Source organism: Paenibacillus sp. FSL R5-0407, assembly GCF_038009185.1.
GTDB classification, from domain to species: Bacteria; Bacillota; Bacilli; order Paenibacillales; family Paenibacillaceae; genus Fontibacillus; species Fontibacillus vini.
Genome location: NZ_JBBPAX010000001.1, coordinates 2847681 through 2859400, shown reverse-complemented (window position 1 = coordinate 2859400; position 11720 = coordinate 2847681). Strand labels below are relative to the sequence as shown.

Genomic DNA, 11720 nt, shown 5'->3' with positions numbered 1-11720 from the left:
TCTTATTCAATGATATAATTATATTGTCATTATACGATCGAACCATTCCATACAAAATAAAGAATATGAGTATTCTATATCAAAATATGAAACTAAAGGAGGGAGCGCGGGATGAAAGATGCGTTCCTGTTTTCCCACACGGAGGAGGCCGCAGGGCTTCCCGTCTTTATGACGACGGTGGGGTATTGGCAGCATCAATCGGAGACCGACCGGCCATCGGGGTTTCCCGATTATCAGTTACACCAGGTCCTCGGCGGCCAAGGCAAACTGGTGCTCGGGGAAGAAGAATATGTGATGGGTCCGGGCGACATATTCTTCCTTTTTCCTGGTGTCCCGCATCGTTATATGCCGGTCAGCGCGCCATGGGAAATCGCCTGGGTGTCGTTTAACGGAAGGGAGGCGAGCCATCTACTCTCCTATGCGGGAATCGACAGATCCGGGGTAGGCAAATTACGCTCCAAGACTCTCATAAAAGGAATTGAGCAGATGCTTTTGATGGAAGGGAAAGAAGCGGCGGATTTTGAAGCGGAATGCTCGAAGCTGCTCTATTCCGTACTCCTGGACCTAAAAAAACTCCTCATCGAGCCGGCTGGCCGAAATGAGGAGTTGGAACGGTTGAAGCCGGTGCTCCGGCATATCGCGCAACATTTGCATCGGCCTTTGCCTCTTGCCGAACTGGCCGAAGTTGCCTCGGTCTCGCCCCAATATTTATGCAGGCTGTTTCAGAAGACGATGAAAATGAGGCCGCTCTATTACGTGAACCAGGAGCGGGTCAGTCAAAGCAAAAAGCTGATGTTCATCGAACGGAACAAAAAAATATACGAGATTGCCCACCAGGTCGGTTACGAGAATCCGAGTTATTTTTGCGCGGTGTTTAAACGTCATACCGGCATGAGTCCGGAGGACTTCAAAAAATTGCACGGGTTAAGTTCATAATCGAAGAGGCAGAGCCGCCCCGGAGTTAGTTACGAAATTCGGCCCCCCGCCTCCATATAAAACAGCTCAAGCGCCAGATGATTATTGTAATTTCCAAACCCTTTGCCGAACAAAGTTAATCCTCCAATATGAACCGCATCATCCTCGACGGATAAACGGAACGTCCACTCTTTGCGCTTCAAGTTAAGGTCCTGCAACTTTACGTCCGACAACTTGAGCCCATCCATAAAGGTGCCTTCCTCCGTAATGCGCAGCTGCTTCAGTAAACCGTACTGGTTCGTATAGGCAGGCCACCAATCAGGCGTATATTTGCCCTGCCGGTCGCCATAATCCCCGGGACTGGTCCAGGTGCCGACAGTAACTCCGTTAAACTTGAAGGTAATGTCGGACGGGTAGTTATTGTTGGTTGACGGCGCCTCCGATGCGATCTCCATGGTCAGCACAAGCTCCGTCGGCTGCTCGCTGGACAGCAAGTAATTCGGGGCCTTGTACTCTACGAAACCTTTGCCGAACCAAAGGACAGAGGCATCGGTACGCTCCGGATCCCAAAAATAACGGGGGTCGTCGAAGCTGCCGATAATTTTGTCCGTGGTAGCCAGACCGCAGGTCGGCTCGATATGAAAATCGGAATAATGGCCGACCGGAATTTCGACCCGATGGCTCTTGCGCCCGGAGGGACCGCCCGCAAGGATTTGAATTTCCGCGCCGGTCATGGCGAGGGAACAGACCTTTTGCAAGCCGCTTTTTCCGGGCATCATTTGTGTTGCAATGAGTCCGGCCTCGGACAGCTTGCGGACATGCATCGTCATAATCGCGCTCGATAATCCGGTCGCGCTTGCCAAGTCTTTAATATTCATCGGGCGCTCCGTCAACAGTCGCAGGACATGCAGTCGTACCGAACTGGCGAGCGCTTCATATACGGGAAGGGATGCTTCCGTAAGATCAAGATTCATTTGAGTTCCACCTTATAGACATTTGATTAACAAATATATTAATCAAATTAAACCCCTTTTGCAAGCTTTAACGTCAAATTTTCCATTTTCCCGATTGACGAATGGAATGTATGCTGACTATAATGTTTATATAAATATAAACTGATTAATAAAATTATTAACTCAAGGAGTGAATCATTCATGACGCTGCAAGGTGTACTTAACGCCGATCTCGGACAAGGAAGCATTAACCGCAATATTTACGGGCATTTCTCCGAACACTTGGGAAGATGTATTTACGAAGGAATTTGGGTTGGCGAAGACTCACCTATTCCTAATACGAACGGAATTCGCAACGATGTCTTGGAAGCGCTTAAGCAAATTAAAATTCCGGTGCTCCGCTGGCCAGGCGGATGCTTCGCGGATGAATATCACTGGAAGGACGGCATCGGTCCGAGGGAAGCTCGTAAAGAGATGATCAATACCCATTGGGGTGGCGTGGTCGAGAACAATCATTTCGGGACCCACGAATTCATGGAGCTGTGCGCGCAATTGGAGTGCGAGCCTTACATCAACGGGAATGTGGGCAGCGGTACGGTTCAGGAAATGTCCGAATGGGTTGAGTATTTGACGTTCGGCGGCAAATCGCCGATGTCCGATCTTCGCGGCCAAAACGGGCACGAAGAACCATGGAAGGTTACCTACTTCGGAGTGGGGAACGAAAACTGGGGCTGCGGAGGAAATATGCGTCCCGAGTATTACGCGGATTTATACCGCCGCTTCCAAACTTATGTCCGGAATTACGATGACAATAAAATCCACCGGATCGCCTGCGGTCCGAATTCGGACGATTATAACTGGACGGAAGTGCTGATGCGCGAGGCCGGACGGTTCATGGATTCCATTACGCTCCATTACTACACTCTTCCTACCGGCGACTGGACAGACAAAGGGGAAGCGACCGGATTTGACGAAGCGGCCTGGTTTAAGACGTTGAAAAAGGCGATGTATATGGATGAGCTCATCACCCGTCACAGCACGATTATGGATAAATATGATCCGGAAGGCCGGGTCGGACTTATTGTCGATGAATGGGGAACCTGGTACAACGTAGAGCCGGGAACGAATCCGGGCTTCCTGTACCAGCAGAACACAATCCGCGACGCGTTGGTAGCGGGGTTGACGTTCCACATTTTCCATAAGCACAGCGGCCGGGTCCGGATGGCGAATATCGCCCAAACCGTCAACGTGCTTCAAGCCGTCATTCTGACGGAGGGAGAGAAGATGATTCTGACGCCGACCTATCATGTGTTCGATATGTATAAGGTCCATCAGGACGCAGAATTGCTGGAACTGTCGCTCGACGGCGGCAGTTACAAGCTGGGCGACGAGGAGATTCCGGCCGTGACGGCTACGGCGTCCCGCGATGCACAAGGGGCCATTCATATCAGCTTCTGTAATCTCCAGGCCGATTCGGCAAGTCAAGTGAAGCTCGATCTGCGCGGCCTGGCTTTAGGCGACCTGAGCATTACGGGCAGCACGCTGGCCGGCGACAAAATCGATGCCCACAACACGTTCGAGCAGCCGGAGGCCGTTGCGCCGAAAGCATTCAACGATTTCTCCCTGGAAAACGGTGCGTTGTCCGTAACGCTTCCGGCCATGTCGGTGACGACGCTGGAGCTGGCGGTCAAAGCGTAGGATCACCATGGCGGAGACCTCCTGCAAAGCTTGCCGCGACGATTATAAAGTTACCGATGCCCAAATGGAACGACTGCTCAAAACGTCGATGTTCGCACCGGAGCGGCGGGTTAGCGAAGCGGAGTACCAAGACCGGCTGGAGCACTGCCGTTCCTGTCCTAAGCTGCGGGACGGGGTGACGTGTACGGCCTGCGGCTGCATCATCCCGGTGATCGCCTGGCTGAAGGAACGTTCATGCCCGCTGCCGGGCGGCGGTTTGTGGAGTGCGGTTAAGGCTAGCGAATGATCCCTGACGGTGAACGTATTGTGGAATGCACATATGAGGCTTAAGTATAAAGACAGTTGAGTTTACTCAACTGTCTTTTTTTCGTTTCATTTAGTCTGAACCTGGGCAGCCAGGAAACAATATCCACTCGCTTTGCGTCTAAATATACGTCTAAGTAATGGAGGTGTAGTGATGAAGCTTTTATACATTTTGCTGATGGTTGCAACTTTGACAACAGGCTGCTCGCAATCTAATCTCAAGTCAATTTTCGGGCCTAATTCGGAATCGGATTATCCGGATTATATCCAGGTTGGCGATAAGTTTTACATCCAAGCTTGGGAACTGGCATTAGTAAATAATACACCTGAAATTATTAAATTTGGCAAAGTTGAACGCGCATCCGTAATATCGAAGGGCACGCCTGTTTATGAAATTCCAGGCTACCCTGAGCAGGATGTGGTTGCCGTAAAGACCGACAGCAATAATACTGGGTTGGTAACGAATATCTCCGGTTATCTCATCTATGTACAGCAAGAGGAGAATGGAGAATCTCATTATCCTGAGATTGCAGGTCAGCAATTTACACAGATCCAAATTTTTAAGGGGAGAGATTTACTGAGAGAACTGAAAGGTGAAGATGTGGATGCGTTTCTCCGCCTATTCAACCAACAGGGGCCTCATAACGAATTTCAAGCCGGGGATGGAACGATATATACTATAGTACTTATCGGTGATCAACCGTTAGGCTACAACTATGGGCTTAGAGAGAAGGATGGCCGGTTTGGACTTTCTCATATTGAGAGCAAGCTTCCGGACGAGATCGCGGACTATTTTACATCTAAATAAAAGTTGTAGATCACAGACTGGGGCAGATGCAGTAAGATAGTTGTTAAAAGGGAATGAATCCGGGAGGATGATATGGAAAAGAAGTATGTGGTGATCACGGGGGCGAATTCAGGAATCGGCAGGGCGGCTGCGCAAAAGTTCGCGGCGGAAGGATATCATGTCATTATGGCTTGCCGGAATATGGAGAAGGGGAGAGCCGTTCAGTCAGAAATTATAAGCCGATCGCCCCAAGCTAAGGTGGATTTGATGGAGCTTAACGTTTCGTCCTTCGATTCAATCCGTGCGTTTTGCTCCGCATATCAAGCCGGATACCCGCGTTTGGATATTTTAATACATAATGCAGCTTACTTGAATCACGGGGAAAAAGAGTATTTGCTCAGCGCCGATGGTATCGAATTGTCGTTTGCGACGAATACGTTCGGACCCTTTCTGATGACCCGTTTACTGGAACAACATCTGGTCAAATCGCAGGACCCGCGAATCCTGCATGCCTGCACAACGAACATCAAGCATTTTTTTGATCCCAAGCGGGAAATTGACTTTGATAATCTGCGCGGCGAATACCGCGACAGCCGGCCTTATAGCGTCTATAAGATGTATGGCGATTCGAAAATGGCTCTGCTATTGTTGACCATCAAAATGGCGGAGGATTATGAGCGCAGGGGAGTTCCCATCAAGGTCAATGCTTTGCAAATCAACCGCGTCAAATTGTCCGACGAGACGATCCAAAAGATGAGCCCACGCTGGAGACTCATGGCCAGAGCTCAAAATTGGACCAACCCGCTGCCGTCCGGTATGGCCGAAACTTATTTCAACATCTGCACCTCGGAGGAATGGCGCGAGGTGACGGGCCGGTTGATCAATCATAAGCGGGAGCTGGTGCAGCCTGCGTCCAACGAGAAGGGGCTGGCGCAGATCGGCAATATTTTCGGTGCAAAAACCTACCCCGCTTATGCGATAGATGTCCGGAATTTAGAGCGAATGTGGAGTTTGGGCGTCGAATTAACTGGGAATGAAATAGAATAACAGAACACGACTCATAGAAAACGCCGCAAGGCGTTTTTTCTTGTTTTGGGCGTCCGCAAACTTTTTACCGCACCTCGTGCGTCTATTTACTGATTGCAACGTTAGCTAACGAGAGGAAATCAGGTGGTGGCAAGATGAACAAGCCTAGGCAGTACGAACTTATTACGGATGTTGTTATGCATAACAAAGATAATTTTTACCGGCTGGCATACAGCTATGTTTTGAATCCGGAGGATGCGCTCGATATCGTGCAGGACTCCATTCACAAAGCGATCAAGTCGGACACGCTGCATGACGAGACAGCGGTTAAGAGCTGGTTCTACAAGATCGTGGTTCATACAGCGCTCGATTTCTTGCGGCGGAGAAAGAGGGTTGCCGTCGCAAGTGACGCCGAGCTGGAGTATCGGGATTCCGGGCAAGAGGATCATTACCGGGATATGGATCTGGAAAAGGCGCTGGACGAGCTTCCGCCCGATTATCGAAGCGTCGTCGTACTCAGATATTTTGAGGATTTAAAGATTGAGGAAGTCGCCGAGGTGCTTGGTCTGAATGTGAATACCGTTAAAACCCGGCTGTATAAAGCTTTAAAGCTGCTGCGAATTGAAATGGTAGAGGTAGAGGTAAACATCGAGGAGGCGCCAAAATATGGACGATAAAAAGGTTAGAAACATGGACGAATTAAAGAGACAATACGCATCCATTCCGATTCCCCCGGAGCTGGACCAAATCGTGAAATCCGCATTGCAGACGGGACGCCAAGCCGATTCCGGTAACGGGCACCTTGAGCCGCATACTGGAGGTCGGGATATGACGGGCGCGGGAGTACAGAGTGGATCGCATTCGGACGTGGGAGCACAGGCAGGTCCCCGCACGCGTTCCCGCTCCCGGTTGCGCCGTTCCTGGGTCATTGGGGTAGCTGCGGTTGCGGTTTTCGTGGCCGGTCTGAACACGAGTCCGGCATTTGCCCGAACGTTATCCGAAGTCCCCGTGCTCGGAAGTTTGGTAGACGTTCTGACCGTCAGGGAATACAAAGCCGACAAAGGCAATTACGAGGCGGATATCAAAGTACCTTCAGTTGGCGATTTGGGCGATCCGTCGCTGGAAAGCAGCCTGAATGAAAAATATTTGGCGGAGGGTCAGGAACTGTACGATAAATTCATGGCCGAAATGAACGCTCAACAGGCGGTCGGCGAAGACGGACATTTCAGCGTGGACAGCGGCGTCGTCATCAAGACGGAGACCGAGGGACTTCTGTCCATCGGACGTTATGTAGAGGAGACGGCGGGTTCCTCGGCTACAAGCATTCAATATGATACGGTGGATAAAAAGAATCATGTGCTGCTTACCTTGCCGAGCTTGTTTAAAGACGACAGCTACATCGATGTGATCAGCGAAAATATTAAAGCCCAGATGAAACAGCAAATGGCGGAGGATCCGAACAAAATTTACTGGGCGGAGCCGTCGGAGGATATGCCGGACGCTTTTGTGAAAATCGCGAAGGATCAGAACTTCTATATTAATTCATCGAACCAGCTCGTCATTTCATTCGACGAATACGAAGTGGCCCCAGGTTATATGGGCGTCGTGGAATTTGTCATCCCGACCGAAGAGCTCTCATCCGTGTTGGCGAGTCAGGTATATCTCAAATAGTTCAGCCAAGTGATTGCGCACTGCCGCTCCTTCCATACGGGAAGGGGCGTTTTTTTTTCAGTTTATATAAATTATCATCATGTGATGTGGTCTGAAAACGGTATAATGTTATGTAATGTAATTCAAAGGCAAGCCGGAGGAAATTTTGATGAAGAGAAAGGTGTTTATGGTGGTTGCTTCCGTAATTATTCTTGTATTTCTTGTACTCACCGCTGCAAGCTTCTATTTCTACAATGTTGCAGTCGCCCGCGCCGACAAGGAGTTTTTGAACGGCAACCCGGACCTGGAGGTCAGTGTCAGCGCCGATGAGACCCCTTATTCGAAAAATGAACACTGGTGGGAGCAGCAGGCTTTTGAGGACTGGAGCCTGAAGTCGGATGATGGACTTATGCTGCACGCCTTCTACCTGGATGCAGAAATCCCAAGTGATAAAACCGTTATTATTGCGCACGGATACAGCGGCAAAGCTGCGGATATGGGCAATTTGGCGCAAATGTACAGGGAAAAGCTGGGCTACAATGTGCTTCTGCCGGACGCCCGCGGACATGGTGAAAGCGAAGGAAATTATATCGGATTCGGCTGGCCGGAACGAAAGGATTATGTCCGGTGGATTGAGCGGGTCATCGAGCATTCGGGCAATCAGACGCAAATCGTGCTGCACGGCGTGTCCATGGGCGGGGCAACCGTTCTGATGACCAGCGGGGAGAAACTGCAGGCCAATGTGAAGGCGATCGTAGACGATTGCGGCTACACGTCAGCCAAAGATCAGTTAGCTTACCAATTGAAACGAATGTATCATCTTCCGTCCTTCCCGTTAGTTCAGACTACCAGTCTGTTGACGAAATTGCGGGCTGGATATTTCTTTGGGGAGGCATCCGCCCTGGAGCAAGTGAAAAAATCAGTTACCCCGACTCTATTCATTCATGGCGATGCGGATCTGTTCGTGCCGACCGAAATGGTGCATGAATTGTACGAGAACGGCCCGTCGGAGAAGAAGCTCGTGGTTGTACCGGGAGCCGGGCATGGTCTTGCCCGATTCGTGAATCCGGAGGCTTATGATCATGAGGTATCCGAATTTATTGGAGCCTACGTAAAATAAGGCCCTTGACTTTTAGGATGACTTTGTAATATTGTTGTAGCCAATAACAAATACCAGGTGATGACCAAAGACATGATTCCCATCACGGACTGCCCAGAGAGAGAAGCCCAAGCTGAAAGCTTCTCCTGTTACGGACGTGGAATTACCCCTTTGCAGCCGTGGCATTGAACCCGCCGATCCACTGGATAGCGGCAGTATGTGCCACCGACTAATCCCCGATACCGGATTCTAATAAGGACTTCCATTCCCATCCCTTGAGCAAATGCCGGGCGATGAAGGACGGAGGTCGAATTAGGGTGGAACCACGAGTTGAACGCACTCGTCCCTTGGCGGATGAGATGCGTTTTTTTGCATTCTTTTTTCGGAATCAGCGTTCAATCACTGAAGAAATGGAGGCTAAATCATGGAGATCGAAGTTACTTTGCCAGATGGAACTGTTAGGAGGTATCAGAAAGGAACCACCCTTGCCCAAGTCGCGGGGTCCATCAGTACCGGACTCGGAAAGAATGCTGTCGCCGGCAAGATCGACGGGAAGCTCGCAGACCTTAACTGCCCGATCGGCCAGAATAGCACCATTGAGGTGATTACGCTGGACAGCAAAGAGGGGCTTGAGATATACAGACATACCACGGCGCATGTCATGGCCCAGGCGATCAAGCGAATTTACGGGGACAAGGCGGTTAAACTCGGTATCGGGCCGGTAATCGCGGACGGTTTTTATTATGACATTGATATCGAAAAGCCGTTATCCATCGATGATCTGGCCAGGATTGAACAAGCAATGGAAGGGATCATCAAGGAGGATCTGCCGATCGTTCGCCGTGCAGTCAGCCGGGAAGAGGCGACGGAAATATTTGAAAAGCTTGAAGAACCGCTCAAATTAGAGCTGATTCAGGGTTTGCCGGAGGACGCGGAAATTACAGTCTATGAGCAAGGCGAATTTCTGGATTTATGCCGGGGGCCGCATCTTCCGTCCACCGGGCGGATCAAAGCGTTCAAGCTGCTCAGCGTGGCAGGGGCCTATTGGCGCGGAGATTCGAACAACAAGATGCTGCAGCGGATCTATGGAACGGCGTTTCCAAAGAAGGCTCAGCTCGAGGAGCATCTGCATTTTCTCGAAGAAGCCAAAAAACGCGACCACCGCAAGTTGGGCAAGGAATTGGAGTTGTTCATGTTCTCGGAAGAAGCGCCCGGCATGCCTTTTTATCTGCCCAAAGGAATGACGATCCGTACGGAGCTGGAAAATTTCGAGCGCGAGCTTCAGCGGCAAAGAGGTTATGACGAGGTTCGCACTCCGCTGATGATGAACAATCGGGTTTGGGAAGAATCCGGGCACTGGGACCATTACAAGGACAATATGTATTTCACGAACGTGGACGACACAACCTATGCGCTTAAACCGATGAACTGTCCTGGACATATGCTTATTTTCAAAAACAGCTTGCGTTCGTACCGCGATTTGCCGATCCGGATTTCGGAATACGGGCAGGTGCACCGCCATGAGTTTTCCGGCGCTCTTAACGGAATGATGCGGGTCCGCACATTTTGCCAGGATGATGCGCATCTGTTCGTGCTGCCGGAACAAATTGAGGAGGAAATCGGCAACGTCATAGCGCTGATTGACCATATCTACCAAATCTTCGGATTTGAATATAAGATTGAATTATCGACCCGGCCGGAGGATTCCATGGGTTCGGAGGAGCTGTGGGAGCAGGCGGAACAATCGCTGAAAAATGTGCTGGACCGGCGCGGCATCGAATATCGCGTCAATGAAGGCGACGGGGCGTTTTATGGTCCCAAGATCGACTTTCACATTACGGACGCCCTCAAACGCAGTTGGCAGTGCGGAACGATTCAGCTCGATTTCCAAATGCCGGAGAAATTCGGCCTCTCCTACATCGGCGAGGACAATCAAAAACATCTGCCGGTCGTGATTCACCGTGCGGTGTACGGATCGCTCGACCGGTTCATCGGGATGCTGACCGAGCATTACGCAGGGGCGTTTCCGCTGTGGCTGGCACCGGTTCAAGCCAAGCTGCTGCCTGTTTCCGAGAACTATGTCGACTATGCCTACCGGGTGAAAAAGTCGCTTGAGGAAGCAGGGATCCGTGTCGAAATCGATGCCCGGAATGAAAAGCTTGGCTATAAAATCCGAGAGGCCCAGTTGGAGAAGGTTCCGTACATGCTAGTCCTGGGTGAGAATGAGAAGAACTCGGACAGCGTTTCCGTAAGAAAACGGGGCGAAGGAGACTGCGGTTCAAGAACCATCCCGGAAATCGCCAACCAGATTGGCGAAGAAATTCGCTCGAGAAATTAAACCGGAAAGGGGAGGACGAGATATGCGTATTTTAGTGCTTGGAGCAGGAGGGGTAGGCGGATACTTCGGCGGGCGGTTGGCGGAAAAGGGAGCGGACGTTACATTTCTGGTCCGCCAGCAGCGCAAACAACAGCTGGAGAAGGATGGCCTGGTCATCCGCAGCGTCGCCGGGGACATCACGCTGCAGTCGAAGACGATTACGGCTTCGGACCCGGCAAGCGCCTATGATCTGGTGCTGTTTTCAACCAAAGCCTATCACTTGCAAAGCGCAATCACGGATTTGAAGCCTTTCGTCGGAGAGCATACGGTGGTTCTGCCGCTGCTGAACGGCGTGGCGCATTATCCCATCCTGCAAGAGCAGTTCGGAGCCGATCAAGTAATCGGCGGCCTTTGCTTCATAGAAACTACATTAAATAGCGAAGGACACGTCCTCCATTCCAGTCCGAATCATTACGTTGTGTTCGGAGAATTCGGACAGAAGGATACGGAAAGGATTCGCCGGATCGAAGAAGCGCTAAGCGGGACGAAGACTTCTTTTGTCCGCAGCGGCCATATTGAAACGGATATTTGGCATAAATATTTATTCATCGCGACGATGGCGGGCGTGACGACGCTGATGCGGGCTCCTATGGGCCCGATCCGAGAAAGCGGCGGCGACGACTTCCTCCGCAGCGTCCTTCGGGAGATTGAATCCGTAATGCTTACGCACGGAGCTCCGCTCGATCCTGACATCGTAAACAAGCATATGGCAACGATGGGGAAGATGTCTTATGAGATGAAATCCTCCATGCAGCGGGATATGGAGAAGGGGTTCTCCATTGAAGGAGATCACCTGCACGGTTACTTGCTGCAAATCGCGGCGGATCACCAAATCGACACTCCGCTGCTCAAAGCGATTTATCAGAATCTGAAGGTGTACGGTATCACGGCAGGAAAAGATTAAAAATGGGA

11 protein-coding genes are annotated in these 11720 nt (G+C 50.8%); 10 read left to right on the top strand and 1 reads right to left on the bottom strand.

The features are described 5' to 3' along the window. The first annotated feature begins 111 nt into the window (after positions 1-111). Entirely contained in the window at positions 112-936 is an 825-nt protein-coding gene (locus NYE70_RS13825) for an AraC family transcriptional regulator (protein ID WP_341046388.1), read from the top strand. Positions 937-965: 29 nt separating this feature from the next. On the opposite strand, the gene NYE70_RS13820 is transcribed toward NYE70_RS13825, so the two are convergent. Then, positions 966-1889 (bottom strand): ArsR/SmtB family transcription factor, encoded by a 924-nt coding sequence (locus NYE70_RS13820; protein ID WP_213656576.1) that lies wholly within the window; start codon positions 1887-1889, stop codon positions 966-968. Positions 1890-2069: 180 nt separating this feature from the next. Here NYE70_RS13820 and NYE70_RS13815 point away from each other — a divergent pair, with 180 nt between their 5' ends. From NYE70_RS13815 to NYE70_RS13775, 9 genes are all read left to right on the top strand, one after another. Continuing rightward, the gene (locus NYE70_RS13815; RefSeq protein WP_341046382.1) at positions 2070-3566 is read left to right on the top strand and encodes an alpha-N-arabinofuranosidase; all 1497 of its coding nucleotides are present in this window, start codon (positions 2070-2072) and stop codon (positions 3564-3566) included. 7 nt (positions 3567-3573) lie between these two features. Beyond that, positions 3574-3852, top strand: a complete 279-nt coding sequence (locus NYE70_RS13810; RefSeq protein WP_213656574.1) for a DUF6171 family protein — start codon at positions 3574-3576, stop codon at positions 3850-3852. A 171-nt stretch (positions 3853-4023) separates the two neighbouring features. Next, positions 4024-4677, top strand: a complete 654-nt coding sequence (locus tag NYE70_RS13805) for a hypothetical protein (protein WP_341046381.1) — start codon at positions 4024-4026, stop codon at positions 4675-4677. 72 nt (positions 4678-4749) lie between these two features. Beyond that, positions 4750-5703: an SDR family NAD(P)-dependent oxidoreductase gene (locus tag NYE70_RS13800; protein ID WP_341046380.1), complete on the top strand. Its 954-nt coding sequence runs from the start codon at positions 4750-4752 to the stop codon at positions 5701-5703. A 134-nt stretch (positions 5704-5837) separates the two neighbouring features. Next, positions 5838-6359 (top strand): RNA polymerase sigma factor, encoded by a 522-nt coding sequence (locus tag NYE70_RS13795; RefSeq protein WP_341046379.1) that lies wholly within the window; start codon positions 5838-5840, stop codon positions 6357-6359. Continuing rightward, on the top strand, positions 6349-7353 hold the full coding sequence (locus tag NYE70_RS13790; RefSeq protein ID WP_341046378.1) for an RsiV family protein: 1005 nt from the start codon (positions 6349-6351) through the stop codon (positions 7351-7353). Before NYE70_RS13795 ends, NYE70_RS13790 begins: the two co-directional genes overlap by 11 nt. Positions 7354-7501: 148 nt before the next feature. After that, the gene (locus NYE70_RS13785) at positions 7502-8452 is read left to right on the top strand and encodes an alpha/beta hydrolase (protein WP_290406733.1); all 951 of its coding nucleotides are present in this window, start codon (positions 7502-7504) and stop codon (positions 8450-8452) included. 403 nt (positions 8453-8855) lie between these two features. Next, positions 8856-10769, top strand: coding sequence for a threonine--tRNA ligase (thrS, locus tag NYE70_RS13780; protein ID WP_290406732.1), 1914 nt, complete (start codon positions 8856-8858; stop codon positions 10767-10769). 22 nt (positions 10770-10791) lie between these two features. After that, positions 10792-11712 (top strand): ketopantoate reductase family protein, encoded by a 921-nt coding sequence (locus NYE70_RS13775; RefSeq protein ID WP_290406731.1) that lies wholly within the window; start codon positions 10792-10794, stop codon positions 11710-11712. Positions 11713-11720: the final 8 nt, after the last annotated feature.

Bases quoted from the DNA above. Each gene is read 5' to 3' on its own strand.
- NYE70_RS13815 (WP_341046382.1), top strand. From the start codon at position 2,070: ATGACGCTGCAAGGTGTACTTAACGCCGATCTCGGACAAGGAAGCATT.
- NYE70_RS13795 (WP_341046379.1), top strand. From the start codon at position 5,838: ATGAACAAGCCTAGGCAGTACGAACTTATTACGGATGTTGTTATGCAT.
- NYE70_RS13820 (WP_213656576.1), bottom strand. From the start codon at position 1,889: ATGAATCTTGATCTTACGGAAGCATCCCTTCCCGTATATGAAGCGCTC.
- NYE70_RS13810 (WP_213656574.1), top strand. From the start codon at position 3,574: ATGGCGGAGACCTCCTGCAAAGCTTGCCGCGACGATTATAAAGTTACC.
- NYE70_RS13785 (WP_290406733.1), top strand. From the start codon at position 7,502: ATGAAGAGAAAGGTGTTTATGGTGGTTGCTTCCGTAATTATTCTTGTA.
- NYE70_RS13805 (WP_341046381.1), top strand. From the start codon at position 4,024: ATGAAGCTTTTATACATTTTGCTGATGGTTGCAACTTTGACAACAGGC.
- NYE70_RS13790 (WP_341046378.1), top strand. From the start codon at position 6,349: ATGGACGATAAAAAGGTTAGAAACATGGACGAATTAAAGAGACAATAC.
- thrS (WP_290406732.1), top strand. From the start codon at position 8,856: ATGGAGATCGAAGTTACTTTGCCAGATGGAACTGTTAGGAGGTATCAG.
- NYE70_RS13825 (WP_341046388.1), top strand. From the start codon at position 112: ATGAAAGATGCGTTCCTGTTTTCCCACACGGAGGAGGCCGCAGGGCTT.
- NYE70_RS13775 (WP_290406731.1), top strand. From the start codon at position 10,792: ATGCGTATTTTAGTGCTTGGAGCAGGAGGGGTAGGCGGATACTTCGGC.
- NYE70_RS13800 (WP_341046380.1), top strand. From the start codon at position 4,750: ATGGAAAAGAAGTATGTGGTGATCACGGGGGCGAATTCAGGAATCGGC.